This window comes from Pseudomonas fluorescens, from assembly GCF_003732425.1.
GTDB classification, from domain to species: domain Bacteria; phylum Pseudomonadota; class Gammaproteobacteria; order Pseudomonadales; family Pseudomonadaceae; genus Aquipseudomonas; species Aquipseudomonas fluorescens_BE.
Genome location: NZ_MOBX01000001.1, coordinates 50,875 through 75,183 on the forward strand (window position 1 = coordinate 50,875; position 24,309 = coordinate 75,183).

General features: G+C 59.2%; 20 protein-coding genes. 9 read left to right on the forward strand and 11 right to left on the reverse strand.

Going from position 1 to position 24,309, the window contains the following annotated elements; all coding sequences use genetic code 11:
- Positions 1-2 precede the first annotated feature (2 nt).
- From proB to rplU, 4 genes are all read right to left on the reverse strand, one after another.
- Positions 3-1,121, reverse strand: a complete 1,119-nt coding sequence (proB, locus tag BK670_RS00270; protein ID WP_042561149.1) for a glutamate 5-kinase — start codon at positions 1,119-1,121, stop codon at positions 3-5.
- A 220-nt stretch (positions 1,122-1,341) separates the two neighbouring features.
- The gene (cgtA, locus tag BK670_RS00275; protein ID WP_122599737.1) at positions 1,342-2,565 is read right to left on the reverse strand and encodes an Obg family GTPase CgtA; all 1,224 of its coding nucleotides are present in this window, start codon (positions 2,563-2,565) and stop codon (positions 1,342-1,344) included.
- A gap of 193 nt (positions 2,566-2,758) precedes the next feature.
- Positions 2,759-3,016, reverse strand: coding sequence for a 50S ribosomal protein L27 (gene rpmA / locus BK670_RS00280; protein WP_007909818.1), 258 nt, complete (start codon positions 3,014-3,016; stop codon positions 2,759-2,761).
- A gap of 34 nt (positions 3,017-3,050) precedes the next feature.
- Complete coding sequence (gene rplU, locus BK670_RS00285) at positions 3,051-3,365, reverse strand: 50S ribosomal protein L21 (protein ID WP_007950961.1); 315 nt, start codon at positions 3,363-3,365, stop codon at positions 3,051-3,053.
- Positions 3,366-3,604: 239 nt separating this feature from the next.
- Here rplU and BK670_RS00290 point away from each other — a divergent pair, with 239 nt between their 5' ends.
- The 3 genes from BK670_RS00290 to BK670_RS00300 all read left to right on the forward strand — a co-directional run bounded on the left by BK670_RS00290 (position 3,605) and on the right by BK670_RS00300 (position 5,525).
- Positions 3,605-4,573, forward strand: a complete 969-nt coding sequence (locus BK670_RS00290; RefSeq protein WP_093434797.1) for a polyprenyl synthetase family protein — start codon at positions 3,605-3,607, stop codon at positions 4,571-4,573.
- Between the two features lie 147 nt (positions 4,574-4,720).
- The gene (locus tag BK670_RS00295; protein WP_077574604.1) at positions 4,721-5,062 is read left to right on the forward strand and encodes a zinc ribbon domain-containing protein YjdM; all 342 of its coding nucleotides are present in this window, start codon (positions 4,721-4,723) and stop codon (positions 5,060-5,062) included.
- Between the two features lie 205 nt (positions 5,063-5,267).
- Positions 5,268-5,525: a PA4570 family protein gene (locus BK670_RS00300; RefSeq protein WP_123448176.1), complete on the forward strand. Its 258-nt coding sequence runs from the start codon at positions 5,268-5,270 to the stop codon at positions 5,523-5,525.
- Between the two features lie 131 nt (positions 5,526-5,656).
- Here BK670_RS00300 and BK670_RS00305 read toward each other — a convergent pair whose 3' ends face one another.
- The 3 genes from BK670_RS00305 to BK670_RS00315 all read right to left on the reverse strand — a co-directional run bounded on the left by BK670_RS00305 (position 5,657) and on the right by BK670_RS00315 (position 7,364).
- Positions 5,657-6,274: a BamJ family beta-barrel-assembly machinery protein gene (locus BK670_RS00305; protein WP_123448177.1), complete on the reverse strand. Its 618-nt coding sequence runs from the start codon at positions 6,272-6,274 to the stop codon at positions 5,657-5,659.
- A gap of 121 nt (positions 6,275-6,395) precedes the next feature.
- Positions 6,396-6,701 carry a DUF6482 family protein gene (locus BK670_RS00310; RefSeq protein WP_123448178.1) on the reverse strand — a complete coding sequence of 102 codons (306 nt, stop codon included), beginning with the start codon at positions 6,699-6,701 and terminating at the stop codon, positions 6,396-6,398.
- Between the two features lie 174 nt (positions 6,702-6,875).
- A complete protein-coding gene (locus tag BK670_RS00315) occupies positions 6,876-7,364 on the reverse strand; it encodes a TIGR00645 family protein (RefSeq protein WP_016773116.1) in 489 nt (162 codons plus the stop codon).
- Positions 7,365-7,525: 161 nt separating this feature from the next.
- Between BK670_RS00315 and BK670_RS00320 the strand changes: the two genes are divergently transcribed.
- Complete coding sequence (locus BK670_RS00320) at positions 7,526-9,355, forward strand: hypothetical protein (protein ID WP_123448179.1); 1,830 nt, start codon at positions 7,526-7,528, stop codon at positions 9,353-9,355.
- Positions 9,356-9,391: 36 nt separating this feature from the next.
- Here BK670_RS00320 and BK670_RS00325 read toward each other — a convergent pair whose 3' ends face one another.
- Positions 9,392-9,706: a PA4575 family protein gene (locus BK670_RS00325; RefSeq protein WP_007909799.1), complete on the reverse strand. Its 315-nt coding sequence runs from the start codon at positions 9,704-9,706 to the stop codon at positions 9,392-9,394.
- A 312-nt stretch (positions 9,707-10,018) separates the two neighbouring features.
- Positions 10,019-12,457, reverse strand: a complete 2,439-nt coding sequence (locus tag BK670_RS00330) for a Lon protease family protein (RefSeq protein ID WP_095048709.1) — start codon at positions 12,455-12,457, stop codon at positions 10,019-10,021.
- 301 nt (positions 12,458-12,758) lie between these two features.
- Here BK670_RS00330 and BK670_RS00335 point away from each other — a divergent pair, with 301 nt between their 5' ends.
- The 4 genes from BK670_RS00335 to BK670_RS00360 all read left to right on the forward strand — a co-directional run bounded on the left by BK670_RS00335 (position 12,759) and on the right by BK670_RS00360 (position 16,514).
- Entirely contained in the window at positions 12,759-13,247 is a 489-nt protein-coding gene (locus BK670_RS00335) for a DUF3015 domain-containing protein (protein ID WP_007909797.1), read from the forward strand.
- A 272-nt stretch (positions 13,248-13,519) separates the two neighbouring features.
- A complete protein-coding gene (locus BK670_RS00345) occupies positions 13,520-15,373 on the forward strand; it encodes an Lnb N-terminal periplasmic domain-containing protein (protein WP_123448180.1) in 1,854 nt (617 codons plus the stop codon).
- Between the two features lie 219 nt (positions 15,374-15,592).
- Complete coding sequence (locus BK670_RS00355) at positions 15,593-15,949, forward strand: hypothetical protein (protein WP_123448181.1); 357 nt, start codon at positions 15,593-15,595, stop codon at positions 15,947-15,949.
- A 70-nt stretch (positions 15,950-16,019) separates the two neighbouring features.
- Positions 16,020-16,514 carry a GreA/GreB family elongation factor gene (locus BK670_RS00360; RefSeq protein WP_123448182.1) on the forward strand — a complete coding sequence of 165 codons (495 nt, stop codon included), beginning with the start codon at positions 16,020-16,022 and terminating at the stop codon, positions 16,512-16,514.
- Here BK670_RS00360 and gdhA read toward each other — a convergent pair.
- Both gdhA and ettA read right to left on the reverse strand, forming a co-directional pair.
- A complete protein-coding gene (gene gdhA / locus BK670_RS00365) occupies positions 16,511-17,848 on the reverse strand; it encodes an NADP-specific glutamate dehydrogenase (protein WP_123448183.1) in 1,338 nt (445 codons plus the stop codon). The two genes, BK670_RS00360 and gdhA, sit on opposite strands and share 4 nt — an antisense overlap.
- A gap of 349 nt (positions 17,849-18,197) precedes the next feature.
- Positions 18,198-19,862 carry an energy-dependent translational throttle protein EttA gene (gene ettA / locus BK670_RS00370; RefSeq protein ID WP_025108770.1) on the reverse strand — a complete coding sequence of 555 codons (1,665 nt, stop codon included), beginning with the start codon at positions 19,860-19,862 and terminating at the stop codon, positions 18,198-18,200.
- A gap of 425 nt (positions 19,863-20,287) precedes the next feature.
- Between ettA and morA the strand changes: the two genes are divergently transcribed.
- Positions 20,288-24,136: a cyclic di-GMP receptor MorA gene (gene morA / locus BK670_RS00375; protein WP_123448184.1), complete on the forward strand. Its 3,849-nt coding sequence runs from the start codon at positions 20,288-20,290 to the stop codon at positions 24,134-24,136.
- Positions 24,137-24,309 lie beyond the last annotated feature (173 nt).

Below are 24,309 nucleotides of genomic sequence, written 5' to 3' on the forward strand. Positions count from 1 at the left end.
CCTTAGACCAGAATCAGGTTGTCACGGTGGACCAGCTCAGGCTCCGCCATGTAACCGAGCAAACCGACAATCGCATCCGACGACTGACCGATGATTTTTTGTGCTTCCAGCGCACTGTAGTTGGCCAGGCCACGGGCAATCTCGCGACCATCGGGCGCCACACAGACGACCATCTCGCCGCGACGGAAACTGCCCTGCACCAACTTCACACCCACCGGCAGCAGGCTTTTATTGCCCTGCGACAGCGCCGACACCGCGCCATCATCCAGCACCAGCGTGCCGCGCGTTTGCAGATGCCCGGCCAGCCACTGCTTGCGCGCTGCAAGCATGCCGCGCTCAGGCGACAGCAAGGTACCAATGCGCTCGCCCGCTTTCAGGCGGTCAAGCACGCGCTCTAGACGCCCACCAACAATGATGGTGTGCGCACCGGAACGCGCAGCCAGTCGCGCCGCTCGCAACTTGGTCTGCATGCCGCCACGCCCCAGCGCACCGCCCGTACCGCCCGCTACCGCATCGAGGCTCGGATCATCGGCGCGCGCTTCGTAAATCAGCTGCGCCTCGGGATTGTTGCGCGGATCAGCATCGAACATGCCGTCGCGATCAGTCAGGATCACCAGCAGATCCGCTTCGACCAGGTTAGCCACCAGCGCCGCCAGGGTGTCGTTATCGCCGAAACGGATTTCGTCAGTGACCACGGTGTCGTTTTCGTTGATCACCGGGATGACCTTCAGCTCGACCAATGCACGCAGGGTGCTGCGAGCGTTCAGGTAGCGCTTGCGATCGGACAGGTCGTCGTGAGTCAGGAGAATCTGCGCAGTGTGCCGGCCATGCTCGGCGAAGCTCGATTCCCACGCCTGCACCAGACCCATCTGACCAATCGCAGCGGCCGCCTGGAGCTCGTGCATCGCACTGGGTCGTGCGGTCCAGCCCAAACGGCTCATGCCGGCCGCCACCGCCCCGGAGGACACCAGCACCAACTCGACACCAGCCTCATGCAAGGCCACCATCTGTTCGACCCAGACACTCATTGCCGCGCGATCCAGCCCTTTGCCATCAGCTGTCAGCAAAGCGCTGCCGATCTTCACGACCCAACGCTGCGCACCTGTCACCTTGCTCCGCATCATCTTCAACCTTAGCTTGAGGGCGGCGCGACCCAGCGCCGCCCATGACGTTATTTGTGACTTGCGATTTCCAGATACTAAAACGCCGCTCGATTGAGCGGCGCCTTAGAAAAACGGCTTGCAGCGATGATAACACCGCCCTGAGATGAAGACTCAGCACACACCAGCGATCTTCTAAAGGTCAAAAGATCGCAGCCTGCGGCAGCTCCTACCCAACGAATCAGTCACGCACGTAAATGATTTCCGGACCGTCTTCGTCATCTACATCTTCTTCATCCCAATCATCGTCACCGATGTCGTGGACCGACTTCACGCCACTGCGACGCAGGGCACGCTTGTCATCCAGCGCCTGCAGTTGCGCACGCGCCTCGTCTTCGATGCGCTGATCGAGATCGGCCAGCTCTTCCTTGTAAGCCGGGTCGGCAGCAAGGCGATCGGCACGGTCTTCCATGTAACGCATGATGTCGTGGCACAGACGCTCGGTACCGATCTTGGCGATCGCCGAGATCACGTAAACCGGGCCAGTCCATTCCAGGCGATCAACGATTTCCTTGACGCGCTCATCGTGCTCTTCTTCAAGGATCTGATCGCACTTGTTCAGCACCAGCCAACGATCACGCTCTGCCAGGGACGGGCTGAACTTGATCAGCTCGTTGACGATCACTTCAGCGGCATCCGGTGCACTGCTGTCATCCAGCGGCGCCATGTCGACGAGGTGCAGCAGCAGACGCGTACGCGCCAAGTGCTTGAGGAAGCGAATGCCCAGGCCGGCACCATCGGAAGCACCCTCGATCAGACCCGGAATGTCGGCAATGACGAAGCTCTTCCAGCGATCGACGCTGACCACACCCAGGTTCGGCACCAGCGTGGTGAACGGGTAGTCAGCGACTTTCGGCTTGGCGGCCGAAACGGAACGGATAAAGGTACTTTTACCGGCATTCGGCAAGCCCAGCAGACCGACGTCAGCCAGCACCTTCATTTCCAATTTCAGGTCGCGCTGCTCACCCGGCTTGCCCGGCGTGGTCTGACGCGGCGCACGGTTGGTACTGGATTTGAAACGGGTGTTACCCAGACCGTGCCAGCCCCCCTGCACTACCATCAGTTTCTGGCCAGCCTTGGTCAGGTCGCCGATCACTTCCTGAGTGGCGGAGTCGATCACCGTGGTGCCGACCGGCACGCGCAGGATCAGGTCTTCACCTTTTTTACCGGTGCAGTCGGTGCTGCCGCCGTTGGAGCCACGCTCGGCATCGAAGTGCCGGGTGTAACGGTAGTCGACCAGGGTGTTGAGGTTTTCGTCGGCCATCATGTAGATGGAACCGCCATCACCACCATCACCACCGTTCGGACCACCGTTTTCGATGAATTTTTCCCGACGGAAACTCATGGCGCCATTGCCGCCGTCACCAGCCTTTACGCGAATCGATACTTCATCAACAAACTTCATAACCAACGCCTCTCGCCGTACGGACGAGCCGAAAAACAATCAAGACATAAGACTCTTGCAAAAATGAGCGCAGCGACCCCAAAACACGACACGTATCGCACGCCGACAGCCCATACAAACAGTTTTGCAAGAGACTCACCCCACAAACGAAAAAGCCCCGTCGCAAGACAGGGCTCTTCCAGCGATCTCGCGATTAAGCCGCGATTACGCTCACGTAACGGCGGTTGAAAGCGCCTTTTACTTCAAACTTGATCACGCCTTCGATTTTCGCGAAGAGGGTGTGATCTTTACCCATGCCAACGCCGTAGCCAGCGTGGAATTGGGTGCCGCGCTGACGCACGATGATGTTGCCGGCCTTGATGACCTGGCCGCCATACATCTTCACGCCAAGGCGTTTGGCTTCTGAGTCGCGACCGTTACGGGTACTACCACCAGCTTTTTTGTGTGCCATGAGTCAATTCTCCTAGTGAGGAATTAGGCTGAAATTAAGCCTGAATACCGGTGATTTTGATCTCGGTGTACCACTGGCGGTGGCCCATACGCTTCATGTGGTGCTTACGACGACGGAACTTGATGATGCGGACTTTATCGTGACGACCTTGGGAGATCACTTCAGCCACAACGGTAGCGCCAGCAACAACTGGAGCGCCGATATTCACGTCGTCGCCATTGGCAACCAACAGAACGCGATCAAAGGTAACGGATTCGCCAGTGGCGACTTCCAGTTTTTCGATCTTCAGGTATTCACCTGGGGCGACTTTGTACTGCTTGCCGCCAGTAACGATTACTGCATAAGACATGGTATTTCTCCGATAATCCTGCTCACCCAGCTCTTTATAAGAAGAGGTATTGGCTGGCATGGCTGCATAAGGCTGGAAGGCCCGTTGCAATTGCGTAAGGCAGGTGCTGCCCAGGAAGTTCAGGGTGCGCGATTGTACGCAAGCCGCAGCAGGCTTGCAAGTAGCCGTCTATCGCGCCTTGACAGGTCTGGACGGGGGTCCTAGCATGCCGCGCAACCCTTCTGGAGCGACTCTCGCTGATGCAACCCCAAGCTTTCTACCGCGCGGTGGCGGACGATTTTAGCGCCGTCGACGGCATCATCAAGAAGCAGCTGACTTCCCGAGTACCGCTGGTATCGAAAATCGGCGATTACATCACCTCGGCCGGCGGCAAACGTCTGCGTCCTTTATTAGTGTTGCTGTGTGGCAAAGCCCTGGGTCGCGAAGGCGACGACATGCGTCTGCTGGCCGCCACCATCGAATTCCTGCATACCGCCACCCTGCTGCATGACGACGTGGTCGACATGTCCGGCATGCGCCGTGGCCGTTCGACCGCCAACGCCATGTGGGGCAACGCCCCGAGCGTGCTGGTCGGCGATTTCCTGTACTCGCGCTCGTTCGAAATGATGGTTGAACTGGGCTCGATGCCGGTGATGAAGATCCTGTCCCAGGCCACGCGCATCATCGCTGAAGGCGAAGTACTGCAACTGTCCAAGGTGCGCGACGCCAGCACCACCGAAGAAACCTATATGGAAGTCATCCGCGGCAAGACCGCGATGCTCTTCGAAGCTTCGACCCATAGTGCTGCTGCCCTGGCTGGTGCGACTGCCGAGCAGAGCGAAGCCCTGCGCACGTTTGGTGATCACCTCGGTGTGGCGTTCCAACTGGTCGACGACTTGCTCGACTACAAGGGCGATGCGGAAACCCTGGGCAAGAACGTCGGTGACGATCTGGCCGAAGGCAAACCGACTCTGCCGCTGATCTACACCATGCGCGAAGGTACGGCTGAACAGGCTGCCCTGGTGCGCCAGGCGATCCAGAAGGGCGGGATCGAAGACCTGGAAAGCATCCGCATTGCTGTGGAAGCTTCTGGTTCGCTGGAATACACCGCACAACTGGCCCGTGATTACGTGGCCCGTGCGATCAAGTGCCTCGATGCACTGCCGGCCAGTGAATACCGTGATGCACTGGTTGAACTGAGTGAGTTTGCGGTAGCCCGCACGCACTGATATCGCTGAAGCAAGATCAAAAGATCGCAGCCTTCGGCAGCTCCTACAGGGGTTGTCGACGCTGCGATCTTTTGCTTTTGACTGCCTGAAAAGCTAAAACCCTATACAATGTGCGACTTTTAGCGATCCACACTCCAAGGAGCCTTAGTGAGCACGTTGCCACCCTGCCCGAAATGCAATTCCGAATACACCTACGAAGATGGCACCCAACTGGTATGCCCAGAGTGCGCCCACGAGTGGTCCGCCAACGGCGAAGCCGAAGTGGCGTCCGATGATGCCGTGAAGAAAGATTCGGTTGGCAACGTCCTGCAGGACGGCGACACCATCACCGTGATCAAGGATCTGAAGGTCAAAGGCACGTCGCTGGTGGTCAAGGTCGGCACCAAGGTCAAGAACATCCGCCTGTGCGATGGCGACCACGACATCGACTGCAAGATCGACGGCATCGGCCCGATGAAGCTCAAATCCGAGTTCGTCAGAAAAGTCTGAATCTGCTGTCATCCATCCCGCGCCAGCCGTGGGATGGAGCTTCGCCCTCCCCGCCAGCCCCAGTAACACCAAGCAATAGCCAAACGCCAGCCGTTTTGACCTTACGCAATCTTTACCCGGAAAAATCCACAATCCGCCAATAGGCGCTTGCTATTTAGATAATAAGAATTATTCTCATCAAACACCTTCAATGGAGATGAGAACCATGACTTATCTAATCGACGCCTGGCTGGACCGCCCACACCCTTACCTCAGAATCCTGCATCGGGAAACCGGTGAAGTCTGTGCGGAGCTTGAAGAGGAAGCCCTGCATGAGCTGCAGGATCAAGGCGATCTGGATGTCAGCAGCCTGAATTCCAGCGAGCCATTGGTGCTCAAGGAACTGGTGCGAAATCTGTTCCTGTTCTGCTACGCCCGGGCCTTGCGCCCGACCAGTGAACTGCATAACAAGATCGAACTATGAGCAGCACCCAAAAAATTGTGGGAGCCAGCCTGCTGGCGATGGTATCAACGCGGTCCTGAAGGAAAACCCGGTCGACCCTATCACTAGCAGGCTGGCTCCCACATTAGCCCACCATCAAGGCAGGCCCGGTCTTACAGAACGTCCAACAGCTCGACGTCGAATACCAGAACGCTGTGCGGCGGGATACTGCCAACGCCTTGAGCGCCGTAAGCCAGTTCGCTCGGCACGTACAGACGCCATTTGCTACCGGCATTCATCAGTTGCAGGGCTTCGGTCCAGCCAGCAATCACGCCGCCAACCGGGAATTCTGCAGGCTGGCCACGCTCGTAGGAGCTGTCGAACACGGTGCCGTCGATCAGGGTGCCGTGGTAGTGAGTACGCACGTCGTCTTCACGGGTTGGCTTGGCGCCTTCGCCCTGAGTCAGCACTTCAAATTGCAGGCCGGAAGCCAGGGTGGTGACGCCGTCACGCTTGGCGTTTTCAGCCAGGAAGGCCAGGCCTTCGCCAGCAGCGGCTTCAGCTTTGGCAGCGGCTTCGGCTTGCATGATCTCGCGGATCACCTTGAAGCTGGCGGACATTTCCTCCTGACCCACACGGCTTGGCTTGCCGGCGAATGCGTCGGTCAGGCCTGCCAGGATCGCGTCCAGGCTAACGCCCGGTGGCGGGTTGTCGCGCAGCTGGTCACCCAACTGACGGCCGATGCCGTAGCTGACGCGGGTTTCGTCGGTGGACAGATTTACTTCGGACATGACACTGCTCCGCTGTGCGGACGGCCACAAGACTTGCCGTGCGTGCACAGCGCGTCCCGGCGCGCCCGGAACCAAAAGGGCGAGCAGACTAGCACAGATGTCCGGCGATGGGGCGCAGCGCCTACAGGGCTGAACGCCAGGCGAGCGGCACCTTCAGGCTTTCATCGATACTGCCACCCAGGCCGCACATTTCGTCATGTACCGAGGTGTGCACAAGGTTGAACGGCAGCACCGGAAAGGCATGCAGCAAATCCCGCGCATGCTCCACAGATCGCAGCGTCAGCATATTGCCTTTGAGATCACTCAACGGATACGCCGCCCCGTGCATCCGTGCTTCGAGCAGATAAATCCCGCCTTCCATGGAAATCAGGTTCAGCTCATCGACCTTCTTGGCGATGGCAAACGCATTCAGCTCTTGCAGGTTCATGAACGCACCTCACGCAGTGGCGAATCAGGACCTCTACAGGGATATGCCCGCGCGTAACAAAGCACAAGCCACAAACGACACCGCCCGTCTGTTTCGCAACAGACGGGCGGTGTTTTTGTGTTGCGAGGGGGATCGCTACGCGATCCAGCGGGAGCAAGCTCCCTCGCCACATGATCAGTGCTTGGTGACCTTGTCCAGGTAACCCATGGCGAACGCCGAGACCACGAAGGTCATGTGGATGATGACGTACCACATCAGGTGCTCGGGATCGACGTTCTTGGCATCCATGAAGATGCGCAGCAAGTGGATCGAGGAAATCGCCACGATCGAGGCGGCCACTTTCATCTTCAGCGACGAAGAGTCCATGGTGCCCAGCCAGCTGAGCTTTTCCTTGCCCTCGTCGATGTCCAGTTGCGAGACGAAGTTCTCATAGCCGGAAATCATCACCATTACCAGCAGGCCACCAACCAGCGCCATGTCGATCAGCGACAGCAGCACCAGAATCAGATCCGACTCGGCCATCGCGAACACGTTGGGCAGGATATGAATGATTTCCTGGAAAAACTTCAGTGCCAGCGCCAACAGACCGAGGGACAGGCCGATATAGATCGGCGCCAACAGCCAGCGGGTGGCGTACATTGCATTTTCGATAAAGCGTTCCATTGAATCTCACACAGGGGGGACTGGAAATGGCGGCGAGTATACCAGCCCCCTGTGACAGCCAGAAACTGCCCGTAAATCCGCCACCTGCGCATGTGGATGATTTTTTTCTGCTAGTGTCGAAACCATTGACAGCCCAGTGACTGCAGACAGGACGTGTGGAAATGGATGTGCGATTACCGATAACGACGGCCGGAATTTGCCTTGCTCTGTTGATCAGCGGTTGCTCGCCCGGCGACGAAAAACACGCCGCCAGCCTTGAAGAAAAAACGGCAAAGTTCGAACAGTCACTGGACGCCATCACCGACACCAAACTCAAAGACGCCGTCACCGAACTCGGCGGCTCACTGCTGCTGCTCGAACGCGCGCAACTCAAGCTCAACGACAATCCCCCGCGCACCGAATACGGTGAAGACGCCCTCGCCGTGCTCAAGCACTACCCTGCCCCACAGACGCTGGTCGACACCTTCATCAACGGCCTGTTCGTGCTGCACAAGGACGCCAGCTCCGATTACCTCACCGATCTGCAACCGGTGTTCCCGTTCAACCTGAACATTCCCGGCGGTTTCCTGTTCCCCCATGGCGTGGAATGGCAGTCGGTGACGTTGAGCAACAAACGCGTGATCGCCTATCAGCCAGAATGGTCGGAAACCGATCCGGGCATTCAGCTCAGCCCCTCCAGCTCCAACGTCACCAACCCCGATGACCTGACCGTGACCTACCCGTTCATTGACGGACTGGACGTGGACAAGAAATCCCTGCCGCAACCGGTCAGCCTGCAAGGCCAGATCGAAGTCATCGCACCGCGCCGCTTGTACAGCTTCGACCTGACGCAAAAGGACGTCGGCCAGACCCGCAGCAATGACAACCTCAGCGTCAAACTGCTGAAGCTTGAAAGCAACTACGCCGAAGTCGAATTCAGCAACAACCTGCCACTGGCTGCGGAAGTCGCAGAGACGCAACTCAATCCGCTGATCGTCCAGGCCCGCGACAAGACCGGGCAATACCTGATACGCGCCGGCTCGATCAACGAGAGCCCGGAGCAAGTGGCCTTCTACGAAAAACAGCTGGCCTACCTGCAACAGCAGAAGAGCTGGAGCGATGCGCTGGAAAAGCAACTCACACAAGAGCAGCAGGCATTCGAGGAGCAGCACCCGCGTCGCTACAACAAGGTCTATTTCAATGGCCCGATCGACACGCTGGAAGTCAGCGTGCTCGACTTCTCCTCGGCGACGCTGACGCGCAAATCGCTGGATCTGCCGATTCGCACGTTCAACCAGCACACCACGCAGAAAGCCATCCAGCCGCTGGACCTGCCGGTAACGGTCTACGACGATCTGGCAGCCAACTGGCTCAAGGGCGCGAGCCTGACCGAGGAACAGTTGAAGGCTGGCATTCGCATTCATCAATCCGTGGAAGAGCCGAGCGCCGCGCGCATCGAGTTTTCCCATCGCCGTACGTTCAACGATGAATTGCTCGGCGATGATTTCAGCCCGGGGGTCAGTCCTGTCACGTTCTTCACCGAAAAACGCAGTGGCAAGCTCGATGAACCGATTGAATTGCCGCCCGAGGCGTATCAGGTCGATCCTCTGCGCGCGACGATCACTTACGACCTGAACCTGTTTCCGGAAACCCCGGCGATTGCCGTCGGCTCAATGCCGCTGTTTCTCGCCACGGTGGCCAAGCAGACTTATGACGCCAAATCCCTGCCCAAAGGCCTGGAGATCAAGAACAACCAACTGGTGGTGGACCTGAAACTGTTTCCGCCCAATGAGTGGCGCTTCTTCGTCAAGGACGACAGCGGCAACTACCTCAAGCAGATTCTCTCGGTCAGTCATGATGCCAGCGCAGAAGGCCCGGCGCTGTTTGGCGTGCATTATTTTTATGGCCGCCCGACCCACGTGGAGACCTTTCAGCGAACCGACCTCGCCACCGTGCAATACGGCTTTGAGGTCAAACTCGACAAGGCGCAGGTGCCTGAGGCTGCCCATTGAACAGCAAGATCAAAAGATCGCAGCCTGCGGCAACGCCTACAGGGCGCGGCCGCGGCCACCGTTGATCTGCCGCAACTGGGCCTGCAGGTGCAGGCTCCAGATCTGCGGATCGTCGGCCAGTTCGTAGCCATGCAATGTCAGACTTTCGACGATGGTGTCGAGTATTGATTCGGCGGCGACCGGCCCATGAAACGGGCCCTGGGCCTTGATGGCGGAAGGTTGTTCACCGGCCATGCCGGCGGCAAAGAGTAGCGTCCACATACCGTTATCGCCGGCCAACGGCTTGATGGCGCATTCGATTCGGGTCACAAGACCCAGGCATTGACGGGTGAGGCAGAGGTTGCGCGACATGGCGGCGACCCTCGGTGAAGCCGGTATTCAGCCCCCACGGGAGGACTGGCTCGATCCAGTGATACTGTCGATATCCTTGAGCTGAGAATAGAAGAAAAGTCCGCCGCACAAGCCGAATGGAACCAGAAGGCGCCGAATGGTCATTGTGTGAATATTGGCGTCAGAGTTGTGGCGAATTTCCGATGGATTTACACCAAACAACTGTGGGAGCGAGCCTGCTCGCGAATGCGGAGTGTCAGGCAACTTATTCGTCGTCTGATACAGCGCTTTCGCGAGCAGGCTCGCTCCCACAGTTTTTGACCGCGTTTAGGCTCAGGCCGGTTTAGCTTCGGCCAAGGCCTCTTGCGCCAACTCCTTCTCGGCTTCCTTGAGGTCTTCTTCGCTGATCATCTCGGCGATGTCGCGCAAGCGTTCGACCACCCGTGCGTTGATGCTGCCTTCCGGGAATTCGCCATCGGCATTTGGCTCACCGGCCGGTTCGCCGACCAGCAGGCTCAACGCCTCGTCGGCCTGACGCACCGCGTAGACGTGGAACTGCCCGGCACGCACCGCCGCCAAAACCTTCTCATCAAGCATCAGCGTGGCCACGTTGGCCTGCGGAATGATTGCGCCCTGCTCGCCAGTCAGCCCGCGCGCTTCGCAGAGACGGAAGAAGCCTTCGATCTTCTCGTTAACCCCGCCGACCGCCTGCACTTCGCCAAACTGGTTGATCGAGCCGGTGATCGCGAAGCACTGCTTGAGCGGGGTTTTCGACAGCGCCGAAATCAGCGTGCACGCCTCACCCAGCGAAGCACTGTCGCCATCGACGTAACCGTAGGATTGCTCAAGCGCGATGCTCGCGGAAATCGCCAGCGGGAATTCCTGGGCATAACGGCTGCCCAGATACCCGGTAAGAATCATCACGCCTTTGGAGTGAATCGGCTGACCGAGGTTGACCTCACGTTCGATGTCGACGATGCCGCTGCCGCCCGGGTACACCGTGGCAGAGATTCGCGCCGGCACACCGAACGCCGAGTCGCCGACCTCGAGCACGGTCAGCCCGTTGCACTTGCCGACCGCCGCGCCATCGGTGTCGATCAGGATGATCCCGGCGAGCATGTCGTCGAGAATCCGCGCCGACACACGACCAGTCCGCGTGGCTTTGGCTTTCAGCGCGCGTTCGATGTGCCCGGCGTCAGTCATTTCATCGCCGGCCAGATGACGGATGAAATCCGCTTCGCTGACCAGTTGGAACAGATCACCGATGCGCGCGGATAAACGCCCTTGGTGTTCGGCCAGTCGTGCGCTGTAAGTCGCCAGACGCGCCACCGCATCGGCGGTCAGCGGTGCCATGCCTTCTTCCGATGTGCGGGTTTTCAACAGCTGGGCGAATTGCTCCAGGCTTTCGTCGACCATCGGAATGTCTTCGTCGAAGTCGACCAGAACGCGGAACATCTCCTGGAAGTCCGGATCGAGGTCTTGCAGCGTGTAGTACAGCGACCGCGCACCAATGATGATGACTTTGACCTGCAACGGAATGTGCTGCGGGTTGAGGGTCACGGTGGCGAACCGGCCCATCTCGCCCAGCGGCGATTCCATTTTCAGCTTGCGCGATTGCAGGGCACGCTTCAGCGCATCCCACACGAACGGCTCGCTGAGCATTTTTTCCGCTTCAAGAATCAGGAAACCGCCGTTGGCGCGGTGCAAGGCACCCGGACGCAACTGACGGTAAGTGGTGTAGAGCGCGCCCTGATCGGTGGTGTATTCGATGCGGCCGAAGAGGTTTTCGTAAGTCGGGTGCGGCTCGAAAACGACCGGCGCCCCGCCGCTGGACGGATGACCGACCACCAGACTCGGCGCATATTGCTCTTCCAGCAGCTTGCGCGCGACGGCGTCGGTCTTGCTGTCGTCGACCAGTTGCTCGACCACGGTTTTCAGCAGATACACCTGCATCGCTTGCAGGTAACCGCAGACGGCGGCGTTTTCCGCGTATTTCTCCGACAACGGCGACAGCAGCGGCTGCAAGGCCAGGGTGATGGTTTCTTCGTTAAGCGAACGCAGTTGGTTGTTCGACTCACGCTTCCACTGCGGCAGGCTGGCGAGTTCTTCGTTCAGACGCTCTTCGAGGCCGGAAATGTCATCGTGAAAGCGTTCACGATCGGCTTCTGGCAACTGGGCGAATTCCGCTTCGTCCAGCGCTTTGCCGTCGAGCATCGGCGTGAAGGCGATGTTGCTGCTGTCGCGATACAGGGCGACGTCTTTTTCCAGGGCCAGACGCTCGATGATGTCGAGGGCTTTGTCGTAGCGCTGGTTGAAGGCGCGGTCGATGGCACTTTTCTTTTGCTGGTAGGACGGGTGCTCGAACACTGCCGGAAACGTCGCCAGCAGGTTGTCGATCAAACCGTTGATGTCACCGATAAATGCGCCGGCAGTGCCTGACGGTAATTCCAGAGCGCGGGGTTCGCGCGGCTCATCGAAATTGTTGACGTAGACCCAGTCCGCCGGGGTTTGCAGGCGTTTGCCCTCGGCCTTCAGGTAGCGTTTGACGAACGAGAAACGGCCGGTGCCGGGCTCGCCCATCACGAATACGTTGTAACCGGGGCGTGGCATGGCCACACCGAACTGCAAGGCTTCGACCGCGCGTTCCTGGCCGAGCACACCGCGAAAGGGCTCCAGATCATTGGTGGTAGTGAAGCTGAACTGTTCAGCGGAAAACGGACGGGTCAGCGCTTCGGGCGCGAGACGCAAGCTGGCAGCAACAGGATCAGGCATCGGGCTTCCTTAACAATCAGGCGGGGCGGATAGCGGCATTCTGGCGCCGCCCGTGCCCCACTGGCAAGGCGCGCCACACGACAAAGCATAGACAACCGGCCAAGCCTGCGGCTCGCCCCCTGAAACCGGGGTTTATTCCAAATATTTTGCAAAAAACCACGGAACCCCTGGAACATGCCTAAACTCCAAACTGCGCGGCTGGAACTAATACCGGCCCACTGGCTTCGTTTGGATCTGTTTCGTACAGAGCTTGGGGGGCCAGAACCCTGTCCATTGGTATGCACACAAAGAGAACAAAGATATGAAACGGATTCTTCTCGGTACTCTCTTCACCGCTGTATCCATCAACGCAATGGCGCAAGCTCCAGGCGGCCCGGATTGCGGTTGGGGCAACATGCTGTTCGAAGGTCAGCGTGGCACCCCTGCTCACTTCCTCGCTTCCACCACCAACGGCACTTCCGGTAACGCCACCTTCGGGATGACGTCCGGCACCAACGGCTGCTCGACCAACGCGTCGCTGACCTACGGCGGCAAATCCTGGTTTGCCATGAATGGCATGATGAACGAGCTGTCCGAAGACATGGCCAAAGGCAACGGCGAAGCGCTGACGACTTATGCCGTGGTACTGGGCGTGGCGCCGGAAGACCGTGCGCACTTCGCTGCCGTGACTCACGAGCACTTCCAGCAGATCTTCAGCAAAGCTGACGTGACCGCTGAAGACGTGCATACCAACACCCTGGCCGTACTGAAATCGGATCCTCGTCTGGCCAAGTACGCGACTCAAGCTTAAGCTCGACCCTACCCGCTTCCTTCGGGAAGCGGGTTTTGTTTTTTCGGCCCGCCCTTTTTGAGCGAAGCCAGGTCAGTTGAAGCATTGCGCTGAATCCTGTGGCGAGGGAGCTTGCTCCCGCTGGCGCGCGCAGCGGCCCCGCCCTTCAAGAGCAGGGAGCGCTGCGCACTCCAGCGGGAGCAAGCTCACTCGCCACAGGTTCCGTACAGAATTGACTGACTGGTATTACCTGCCTGGGGTCTTTGTTTTTCTTTCGACTTAAGTTGCCACTTATGCTCAAACGCCTTGCCTGGCTGGCGCTCTGTGTCTGCGCCCCGCTGTCCGCCGCGCCCCACATCGACCCTCAACGTTTGCAGCAACTGGCCAACGACCGCTTCTGGATTTCCCTCGGTCACTACGAAACCGCCAAGCTTGGCGGCTGGCGCAGCTATGTCAGCGACAAGAAATTCTTTCTGGCGCCCGATGGCAATGAACATCCCGACCGCGAACTGGCGGCCACTGTGCAAGCGCTATACGCCCCGGCCAGCCTTGGCGAGCAACATGCGCAGTGCGTTTATCCGGCGCGCACTCGCTGGCTGAAAGCGCAGCTCAACCTGACCGATCTGCCGACACCCGAGTGCGCCGAGTACAAAAAATGGTTCAAGGACGTCTCGCCGCACAGCGCGGTGATGATCTTCCCGGCGGCGTACTTGAACAGCCCGTCATCGATGTTCGGCCACACCCTGCTGCGTATCGATCAGGCCGATGTGCAGGCCGACAAAACCTCGCTACTCAGTTACGCGATCAACTTCGGCGCTTACATCGAAGGCTCGGACAACAGCATTCTCTACGCCTGGAAAGGCTTGATGGGCGGCTATCCCGGGCTGTTCGCGCTGGTGCCGTATCAGGAAAAACTCTCGGAATACCGCAGCCTGGAAAACCGTGATCTGTGGGAATACCGACTCAACCTGAGCCAGGAAGAAACCGCGCGCATGGTCGAACATGTGTGGGAGTTGAAGCAGATTCAGTTCGACTATTTCTTCTTCGATGAAAACTGCTCCTATCGCCTGCTGGAGTTGCTGCAAGTCGCCCGGCCAAGCCTGCGCCTGACCGAACAATTCCCGTTGACCGCCATTCCCACCGACACCGTCAAAGCGGTGAAGGAAGCCGGGCTGGTGGAAAGTATCGAATACCGCCCGTCCCGCGAGCGCGAACTGCTCAGCCGTGCCGAGCCATTGAACAGTGACGAACAGCAATGGGTGCTGAAAGTCAGCGCCGATCAGCAGCAATTGCAGGATCCGGCGTTCAAAGCCCTGCCCCGTGCCCGTCAAGCATTGATCATCGACGCGGCATATCGCCTGGAACGCTACCGCGCCAACGGCCAGGAGCGCGATCCGCAACGGGCACAGCGCAGTTTCGAACTGCTGCGGGCGATCAACAAGAACCCGGCGCCGGAGCTGGAGATCCCGCAACCGGGCTTGCCCGAAGACGGCCACGAATCACGCACCTGGCAGGCCGGCCTCGGCACCCGTGGCGACCGTGCGTTCGGTGAGTACGGTTTGCGCATGGCCTATCACGATCTCAACGACAACGCCGAAAGCTTCCCGCTCGGCGCGCAGATTGAAATTCTGCAAATGAAACTGCGCCAGTACGAAGGCAATCACTGGCAGTTCCAACAACTGGATCTGGCGACGATTCGCTCGCTGACACCGCGCAATGAGCTGCTGCAGCCGTTGTCATGGCAGGTCACCGGTGGCCTTGAGCGGGTACCGGGCAAGCACGATGACGAAACGCTGGTCAGCCATGTGAATGGTGGCGGTGGCGGCACTTGGGCGTTGGGTGATGACGTATTGGGTTTTGCCCTCGGCACCGTGCGCGTTGAACACAACAATGATTTCGCCGAGTTCGTCTCCCCGGCCGGCGGATTCAATACCGGCGTGTTGTGGAAAAACCCGTTGGGCAATCTCAGTCTGGAAGCCAAGGGTGATTACTTCTTCAATGGCGAAGTGCGCCGTAGCCTGAGCCTGAACCAGCAGTGGGAGTTGTCGCGCAACCTGGGTTTGCGCCTGAGTGCGCAGCGTGAGTTCAGCCATCTCGCCACGCCGGAAACGGAAGTCATGCTCGAAGTGAAGTGGTATCACTACTGATCTGAAGCCCGACAAATTCCCCCTGTGGGAGCGAGCCTGCTCGCGAAAGCGGTGGGTCAGTCAGCATCCTTGTTGAATGACCGATTGCATTCGCGAGCAGGCTCGCTCCCACATTGGTCTTGTGGTGTTAATGGATTTTTCACGGGGCTTCGACAGCCGTGTCATGAATCAGCTTCTAGACTTTCCCCATAAGCCGGAGAACCGGTGCGGGAGAGTGCGATGTGGCGGTGTACGGGGTTGCTGGGTGTGGTGCTGTTCCTGGGCGGTTGCCAGACCACCCATGAAGATCTGATCGCCAAGGGTTATCCACCGGCCTTTGCCGACGGCTTCGATGACGGTTGTGTCAGTGGCCGTCAGGCGGCCGGTTCGATCAGCGGTGAGTTTCGCAAGAATGTGCCGCGCTATCTCGAGGACAAGCAATACGCCGAAGGCTGGACTGACGGCTTTCGCCAGTGTCAGGCGATGCTGGAAAACCAGGATCGCGAACAATATCGCAACGAGCATTGGGACGAACGCGAACGCGCCTGGCAGCAACAGAAAGACCAGGACGCCGGGCGGGCCTATCGCTCGCAATAGGTCGTTTCCAGACATCCAGTGAAACCAAATGCCTGCGAGCATGGCCCAAACCTCATACGAGGAGGACACCATGAGTCGCGCATTCGTCAACGAAGACAACGCCGCCGCGCAAGCCGATCAGCCGGTCGAACGACAGGTCAGCACGCAAACCAATTACGTCACGCCGCAAGGGCTGGTGCAGTTGCAGGCGAAAGTCGCCGAGCTACACGCCCGGCACGCCGAGCAATCGGCTAAAGGTGAGCAGGCTGACAAGCAACGCCTGGCCGATCTTGAACGAGACTTGCGTTACTTCAATCAGCGCCTCGGCAGCGCACAGGTTGCCGTCGCCGCGACCTCCACCGACAAAGTGCAGATCGGCAGTTGGGTGACCTATGCCGACGAACACGATACTGAACGCCGGGTGCAACTGGTCGGTGAAGATCAGGCCGATGCCGGCAAAGGCCTGATCAATTGGGGTTCACCATTGGGCCGGGCGCTGCTCGGTGCCCGACTCAACGACGAGGTGCTGTGGCAGCGCCCCGCCGGCGATCAAATGATTGAAGTGATCCGCATCGAACCGGCTTAAACAACACCTTGCGCCAGCATCGCGTCGGCGACTTTGACGAAGCCGGCGATGTTCGCGCCTTTGACGTAGTTGATCCGCCCGTTCTCTTCTCCGTAATGCACGCAAGCGTGGTGGATGGACTGCATGATCGCGTGCAATTTGCTGTCCACCTCACCTGCCGTCCACAGCAGACGCATGGCGTTCTGCGACATCTCCAGACCGCTCACCGCCACACCGCCAGCGTTGGACGCCTTGCCCGGCGCAAACAGAATCCCGGCCTCGATAAAGATATCCACAGCCGCAAGCGTCGTCGGCATGTTCGCGCCTTCGGCCACGCACACGCAGCCATTGCGCAACAGCGTGCGGGCGGCTTCGGCGTCGAGTTCGTTCTGTGTGGCGCACGGCAGCGCGATGTCGCACGGCAATGACCACGGCAACTGACCGGCGCGGAACTCCAGACCGAATGCCGCCGCCAATTCACTGATGCGTCCGCGTTTGATGTTTTTCAGTTCCAACAGCGCCAGCCACTGTTCTTCGCTCAAGCCGGACTCGCAGTACAGCGTGCCTTCGGAGTCGGACAGTGAAATCACTTTGCCGCCGAGGTCCATGACCTTGCGTGCTGCATATTGCGCGACGTTGCCGGACCCGGAGATCGCCACGCGCTTGCCTTCGATGCTCTGCTCGCGGCGCTTGAGCATTTCTTCGGCAAAGTAGACGCAGCCGAACCCGGTGGCTTCCGGACGAATCAGGCTGCCGCCGTAGGTCATGCCTTTGCCGGTCAGCACACTGGTGAACTGGTTGCTCAGCCGTTTGTACTGGCCGAACAGGAAACCGATCTCGCGCGCACCGACGCCGATATCACCGGCCGGCACGTCAACGTCAGCGCCAATGTGGCGGTACAACTCGCTCATGAACGCCTGGCAGAAGCGCATGACTTCAGCGTCGCTCTTGCCCTTCGGATCGAAGTCGGAGCCGCCCTTGCCGCCGCCCATGGGTAGCGAGGTCAGCGAGTTCTTGAAGGTCTGTTCGAAGGCGAGGAATTTCAGCACGCCCAGGTTCACCGACGGATGGAAACGCAGTCCGCCCTTGTACGGGCCGATGGCGCTGTTCATCTGGATGCGGAAACCGCGATTGACCTGGACCTTGCCCTGATCGTCGACCCACGACACGCGAAACACCACCGCCCGTTCCGGCTCGCAGATGCGCTCCAGAATCCCCGAGGTCAGGTAATGCGGATTGGCTTCAAGAAACGGCCACAGGCTGCACAGGACTTCTTCGACGGCCTGGTGGAATTCGGGTTGATCCGGGTCGCGTTTTTTCAGGCGAGCGAGGAAGGATTCGACGGATTCGATCATGAGAAAAGTCTCGGCAAATTTATTGTCGTTGGAGGAGATTGGGCCGGACTGTAACAAACGAATTGCGCACAGGAACAGAGCAAAATGTCGCAGTTATGAAATTAAATGGTGCACAGGATATAAATCAGCTCGCTTTTTGGCCTGATTTCGCACCTGAATGGGGAGGCGAAATACAAATGATGCACCAACAGTTACACCGCTTTCGCGAGCAGGCTCGCTCCCACATTTGCAATGCATTCCCCTGTGGGAGCGAGCCTGCTCGCGAATGCCGCGACTCGGTCTCACTGAAGAAAAAAGGCAAAAAAAAACGGAGCCCGAAGGCTCCGTTCTTTTATGCAACCAACCCGAATCAGGCCAGTTTCTTGTGACGTACCCGGTGTGGCTGGGCAGCCGCTTCGCCGAGACGCTTTTTACGATCCGCTTCGTACTCGGTGTAGTTGCCTTCGAAGAACACCGCTTGCGAGTCGTCTTCGTACGCCAGGATGTGCGTCGCCACACGGTCCAGGAACCAGCGATCGTGAGAGATCACAATGGCGGCGCCCGGGAAGTCCAGCAGGGCTTCTTCCAGGGAACGCAGGGTTTCAACGTCGAGGTCGTTGGACGGTTCGTCGAGCAGCAGGACGTTGCCGCCCTCCTTCAGGGTCAGCGCCAGGTGCAGACGGCCGCGCTCACCACCGGACAGGTCCTTGACGAACTTCTGTTGGTCGCCGCCCTTGAAGTTGAAGCGACCGACGTAGGTGCGCGACGGGATCTCGTAGTTGCCGATGCGGATCTGGTCGGAACCGTCGGAGATCTGTTGGAACACCGTCTTGCTGCCGTCGAGGTCTTCGCGGCTCTGGTCAACGCAGGCCAGTTGCACGGTTTCGCCGACTTCGATGCTGCCCGAGTCCGGCGTTTCCTTGCCCATCAGCATGCGGAACAGGGTCGACTTACCGGCACCGTTACCGCCGATCACGCCGACGATGGCGCCTTTCGGCATGGAGAACGACAGGTTGTCGATCAACACGCGATCGCCGTAGCCCTTGGTGACGTTCTTGAATTCGATGACCTTGTCGCCCAGGCGTGGACCGGCCGGGATGTAGATCTCGTTGGTTTCCGAACGCTTCTGGAATTCCTGCGATTGCATTTCTTCGAAGCGTTGCAGACGTGCCTTGGATTTCGACTGGCGGGCCTTGGCGCCTTTGCGCACCCACTCCAATTCTTCTTTCATGGCCTTTTCGTGAGCCGACTGCTGCTTGGATTCAGCCGCCAGACGATCGGACTTGGCTTCGAGCCAACCCGAGTAGTTGCCTTCGTACGGAATACCCGCGCCGCGGTCGAGTTCGAGAATCCAGCCAGCGACGTTATCGAGGAAGTAACGGTCGTGCGTGATCGCTACCACGGTGCCCGGGAAGTCGTGCAGGAAGTGCTCCAGCCACGCCACCGAATCAGCGTCCAAGTGGTTGGTCGGTTCATCGAGCAGCAGCATGTCAGGGGCGGACAGCAGCAGACGGCACAGGGCCACACGGCGCTTTTCACCACCGGACAGGTGTTCGACCTTGGCGTCCCAGGCCGGCAGACGCAGCGCATCGGCGGCGACTTCAAGTTGGCGCTCAAGGTTGTGACCATCGCTGGCCTGCAGGATCGCTTCGAGTTTGGCTTGCTCGGCGGCCAGCTTGTCGAAGTCGGCATCAGGATCGGCGTAAGCAGCGTAAACCTCATCCAGACGCGCTTGCGCATCCTTGATCACGCTGACGGCTTCCTCGACCACTTCACGCACGGTCTTGGTCGGATCAAGTTGCGGCTCTTGCGGCAGATAACCGATGTTCAGGTCCGGCATCGGACGGGCTTCGCCCTCGAACTCGGTGTCGACGCCGGCCATGATTTTCAGCAGCGTGGATTTACCCGAACCGTTGAGGCCGAGTACGCCGATCTTGGCGCCGGGGAAGAAGGACAGCGAAATATTTTTGAGAATTTCCCGCTTCGGCGGAACAACTTTGCCCAGCCGATGCATGGTGAAGACGTATTGAGCCATGGAGAACCTTGGGTCAGTGACAGATGAATGATTGCAGCGCAGGCGAAGCCCGGCCAGACCATGCGCGTCGTTCACTTGATGGTTATCAATGCGTGCGCGCTGAAAAAGTCTGAGTCTAGGAGCTGGACCAGACGCTGTTAAAACGTAACGAGCGAAGGAAAGACAAGGCGAAAACAGGCGAGGACGCGGAGTTTACGGGTTGTAAATGAGCAGTCCGAGCCTGTTTTCAACGCAGTATTTCCGAGCGCAGTAGTTTTAACAGTGTCTGGGCTCCCGCGTAACCGGCAAAGCTACCTTAATGACCGGTGGCAGTCCAGCCGCGCGGGGCTGGCACTTCGCCACGACTCAAGGCATGCTAGCCGCCCTTTGGGCGTCCGGCTTATAGTGCACGTCGCGCCAGTCCAGCCAAATCGCAGGATCACAGCTTGTCCAATGTCACTCCGCCAGCTTCTGTGAGCAGCACCCCACCGGCGCACGGCTCGTCCCTGCGCGGTACATTAAAGGGTGCGCTGGCGACGCTCGTGCTTTTATTGCTGGCATTGCTGTTCTGGCAACTGCTCGATCAACTGCGCGAAACCCAGAAAAACCAGCGTCAGTACACCATCGATTACACCGCCGACCTCGCCTCGCAGGTCAGCCTGAACATGGCGCTGAACGCGCAAATCGCCCTCAATCTGCTACCGATCGTCGAACAACCGCAATCAGCCGACGAACAGCAGCAACTACTGCGCAAACTTCAGAAATCGCTGCCGGATCTGCGCAGCCTGGCGTTGCTCAGCCCTTCCGGCAGAATCCTCAGCGACAGCAGCACCGACAGCTCCGACGCCAGCTACCTCACCGAACTGGTACGCCGCAGTCACGCCCAGGCGCACTATTTCAGCAACGCCGACGACGGCTCAACCGTGCACCTGTTATTGCATCAGGCCAGCGGCAGTACCCGCGGCTATTGGGCTTTGCGCCTGACGCCGACGTTCTTCGACTCGCTGACCAAACAGAATGAAGCCAGCCTGCGTCCGCTGTGGCTGGTGGAAAACCGTATCAACCATCAGATCATCAGCCGCGAAGAATCGCTGTCATCGGCCAAGCCCGGTGTGCTGAGCCCGGACGATCTGGCCAACACCGTGCTCACCGTGCCGCTGAGCAGCAGCGACTGGCAATTGCGTGGCCTGTTCGACCGCCAGCGCGTGCTCGAAGAGTTGCTACCGGCGTTTATCGGCAAATGCCTGCTGGGCCTGGCGTTTTCCATGCTGCCGGTGATCGCTCTGCTGAACATGCGCCGCCGTCAGCGCCAGTTGCATGAAGGTCGCCGGCGCTATCAGGACATTTTCGAAGGCACTGGCGTTGCCCTGTGCGTGCTGGATCTATCCGGGCTGAAACAGTTTTTCGACAAGGCGCAAATCCAGACCAGTGATCAGCTCAAGGCCTGGCTTGACCAACCGCACCAACGCCAGCAATTGCTCCAGGAGCTGCGCGTCACCGAGGTCAATCAGGTTGCGCTGCAACTGCTCAACGTCAACTCGTGTGAGCACGCCTGGCAACTGTTGATCGACGGCCATCCGCAACGTCAGTGTGCGATCGGCAATCAAGTACTCGACGCCGTCCTGCAGCAACAAAAGCAGCTGGAACTGGAAATCAAACTGCCGGACATCAATGGCCGCGACCAGCACCTGTGGATGGTGTTGCGCCTGCCGACCGAGCAGCACGACTACAAAGCGGTGATCCTCAGCATCAACGACATCACCAGCCGCAAGCTGATCGAACTGTCGCTGCTCGAACGCGAAGGTTTCTGGTCGGACGTGGTGCGCACCGTGCCGGATCACCTGTATGTGCAGGACGTGATCAGCCAGCGGATGATTTTCAGCAACCACCACCTCGGTCAGACCCTCGGCTACAACCGCACCGAACTGCACCAGATGGGCGAGTATTTCTGGGAAATCCTGCTGCACCCGGAGGATGCGGATTACTACCATCGCTCGCGGCAGACGCAGCGTCACGCCGGTTACAGTCAGTTGCTGCAATGCCAGTTGCGCTTCCGCCATCGCGACGGCAAATGGCGGCGTTTCGATATTCGCGAACAGGCGCTGGCCCGCGACAAACACGATCAGGTGACGCGAATCATCGGTGTGGCCAAGGACATCACCGAACAGATCGAAGCCAGCGAATCGCTGCGCGACAGCGAGCAGCGCTATCGCATGCTCGCCGAAAGCATCAGCGACGTGATTTTCTCCACCGACAGCAAGCTCTCGCTGAACTATGTCAGCCCGTCGGTGCAGGCCGTGCTGGGTTACGACGCCGAGTGGATTTTCCAGAACGGCTGGCAATCGACCATCGCCAACCCGCAGCAACTGAGCGGCATTTACACGCTGATGGATCGGGTCAGCAAGGCGCTGGACAAACCCGAGCAACTGGCGGTGTTGCGCAATCAGGTGCAGACGCAATTGTTCCTGTTCGACTGCCTGCGCGCTGATGGCCGCAAGATCCCGATCGAGCTGCGTCTGGTGCTGGTGTGGGACGAACACGGGGCGTTTGAAGGCGTGCTCGGTGTCGGCCGCGACATCAGTCAGCAGCGCCGCGCCGAAAAAGACCTGCGCATGGCCGCCACGGTATTCGAGCACTCGACCTCGGCGATTCTGATCACCGACCCGGCCGGTTACATCGTCCAGGCCAACGAAGCCTTCAGTCGCGTCAGCGGTTACGCGGTGAGCGAAGTCCTCGACCAGTTGCCGAACATGCTCACAGTCGATGAACAGCAGGATGCGCACCTGCGTTACGTGCTCAAGCAATTGCATCAGCACAGTACCTGGGAAGGCGAAGTCTGGCTCAAGCGCCGCAACGGCGAGCATTACCCGGCGTGGGTCGGCATCACCGCCGTGCTCGACGACGAGGGCGATCTGGCCAGTTACGTGTGCTTCTTCAGCGACATCAGCGAACGCAAGGCCAGCGAACAGCGGATTCACCGCCTCGCCTACTACGACGCTCTGACCCATTTGCCGAACCGCACGCTGTTCCAGGATCGCCTGCACACCGCGCTGCAATCGGCCGAGCGGCAGAAGTCGTGGGTGGTGTTGATGTTCCTCGACCTCGACCGTTTCAAACCGATCAACGACTCCCTCGGCCACGCCGCCGGCGACCGCATGTTGAAAGACATGGCCACGCGCCTGTTGGCCTGCGTCGACGATGACGACACCGTGGCGCGCATGGGCGGCGACGAGTTCACCTTGCTGCTGCAACACCGCTCCAGCCGCGAGCTGGCGCTGAACCGGGCGATTCATGTGGCCGAACAGATCCTCGGCAGCCTCGTCCGGCCGTTCGTGCTTGAAGGCCGCGAGTTCTTCGTCACCGCCAGTATCGGCATCGCCCTGAGCCCGCAGGACGGCAACGAACTCAGCCAGTTGATGAAAAACGCCGATACGGCGATGTACCACGCCAAAGAACGCGGCAAGAACAACTTCCAGTTCTATCAGGCCGACATGAACGCCAGTGCGCTGGAACGTCTGGAACTGGAAAGCGACTTGCGCCATGCCCTGGAGCAGAACGAATTCGTCCTGTATTACCAGCCGCAGTTCAGCGGCGACGGCAAACGCCTGACCGGCGCCGAAGCGCTGTTGCGCTGGCGCCATCCGCGCCGTGGACTGGTGCCGCCGGGGGATTTCATTCCGGTGCTGGAAGAGTTGGGTCTGGTGGTGGACGTCGGCGACTGGGTGATCAGCGAGGCGTGCCGTCAGTTGAAGACCTGGCACCAGAATCGTGTACGCGTGCCGAAGGTCTCGGTGAACATCTCGGCGCGGCAGTTCTCCGATGGCCAGCTCGGCACGCGGATCGCCACGATCCTGCGCGAAACCGGCCTGCCGCCAGCGTGTCTGGAGCTGGAACTGACCGAAAGTATCCTGATGCGCGAAGTCAGCGAGGCGATGCAGATTCTCGCCGGGCTGAAAAACCTTGGCCTGAGCATTGCGGTCGACGACTTCGGCACCGGTTACTCATCGCTGAACTACCTCAAGCAATTCCCGATCGACGTGCTGAAGATTGACCGCACCTTTGTCGATGGCTTGCCGTCCGGTGAGCAGGACGCGCAGATCGCCCGGGCGATCATCGCCATGGCGCACAGCCTGAACCTGGCGGTGATCGCCGAGGGCGTGGAAACCCATGAGCAGTTGGACTTCTTGCGCGAACATGGCTGCGATGAGGTTCAGGGGTATCTGTTCGGGCGACCGATGCCGGCGGGGCGGTTTGAGGCGCAGTTCAGCAATGATGCGCTGTTCATGTTCGACTGAAAGCCTGTTGAGAGGCCGAAAAGATCGCAGCCTTCGGCAGCTCCTACAGGAATTGATGTCGGTCACAATATGCGGGATCAGCTCCGATTACTGTAGGAGCTGCCGAAGGCTGCGATCTTTTCAGGCCGGTAAAAGCACCGCACATCTGTCATGAACGCCACTTGTCTGCGACA

What these genes read in the sequence shown, in the direction of transcription:
- BK670_RS00360 (WP_123448182.1), top strand. Translation starts at nt 16,020, where the DNA reads ATGAGTCGCGCATTCGTCAACGAAGACAACGCCGCCGCGCAAGCCGAT.
- cgtA (WP_122599737.1), bottom strand. Translation starts at nt 2,565, where the DNA reads ATGAAGTTTGTTGATGAAGTATCGATTCGCGTAAAGGCTGGTGACGGC.
- rpmA (WP_007909818.1), bottom strand. Translation starts at nt 3,016, where the DNA reads ATGGCACACAAAAAAGCTGGTGGTAGTACCCGTAACGGTCGCGACTCA.
- BK670_RS00320 (WP_123448179.1), top strand. Translation starts at nt 7,526, where the DNA reads ATGGATGTGCGATTACCGATAACGACGGCCGGAATTTGCCTTGCTCTG.
- BK670_RS00345 (WP_123448180.1), top strand. Translation starts at nt 13,520, where the DNA reads ATGCTCAAACGCCTTGCCTGGCTGGCGCTCTGTGTCTGCGCCCCGCTG.
- BK670_RS00310 (WP_123448178.1), bottom strand. Translation starts at nt 6,701, where the DNA reads ATGAACCTGCAAGAGCTGAATGCGTTTGCCATCGCCAAGAAGGTCGAT.
- BK670_RS00355 (WP_123448181.1), top strand. Translation starts at nt 15,593, where the DNA reads ATGTGGCGGTGTACGGGGTTGCTGGGTGTGGTGCTGTTCCTGGGCGGT.
- BK670_RS00335 (WP_007909797.1), top strand. Translation starts at nt 12,759, where the DNA reads ATGAAACGGATTCTTCTCGGTACTCTCTTCACCGCTGTATCCATCAAC.
- ettA (WP_025108770.1), bottom strand. Translation starts at nt 19,862, where the DNA reads ATGGCTCAATACGTCTTCACCATGCATCGGCTGGGCAAAGTTGTTCCG.
- BK670_RS00315 (WP_016773116.1), bottom strand. Translation starts at nt 7,364, where the DNA reads ATGGAACGCTTTATCGAAAATGCAATGTACGCCACCCGCTGGCTGTTG.
- BK670_RS00325 (WP_007909799.1), bottom strand. Translation starts at nt 9,706, where the DNA reads ATGTCGCGCAACCTCTGCCTCACCCGTCAATGCCTGGGTCTTGTGACC.
- BK670_RS00290 (WP_093434797.1), top strand. Translation starts at nt 3,605, where the DNA reads ATGCAACCCCAAGCTTTCTACCGCGCGGTGGCGGACGATTTTAGCGCC.
- BK670_RS00330 (WP_095048709.1), bottom strand. Translation starts at nt 12,457, where the DNA reads ATGCCTGATCCTGTTGCTGCCAGCTTGCGTCTCGCGCCCGAAGCGCTG.
- proB (WP_042561149.1), bottom strand. Translation starts at nt 1,121, where the DNA reads ATGCGGAGCAAGGTGACAGGTGCGCAGCGTTGGGTCGTGAAGATCGGC.
- BK670_RS00300 (WP_123448176.1), top strand. Translation starts at nt 5,268, where the DNA reads ATGACTTATCTAATCGACGCCTGGCTGGACCGCCCACACCCTTACCTC.
- rplU (WP_007950961.1), bottom strand. Translation starts at nt 3,365, where the DNA reads ATGTCTTATGCAGTAATCGTTACTGGCGGCAAGCAGTACAAAGTCGCC.
- BK670_RS00305 (WP_123448177.1), bottom strand. Translation starts at nt 6,274, where the DNA reads ATGTCCGAAGTAAATCTGTCCACCGACGAAACCCGCGTCAGCTACGGC.
- gdhA (WP_123448183.1), bottom strand. Translation starts at nt 17,848, where the DNA reads ATGATCGAATCCGTCGAATCCTTCCTCGCTCGCCTGAAAAAACGCGAC.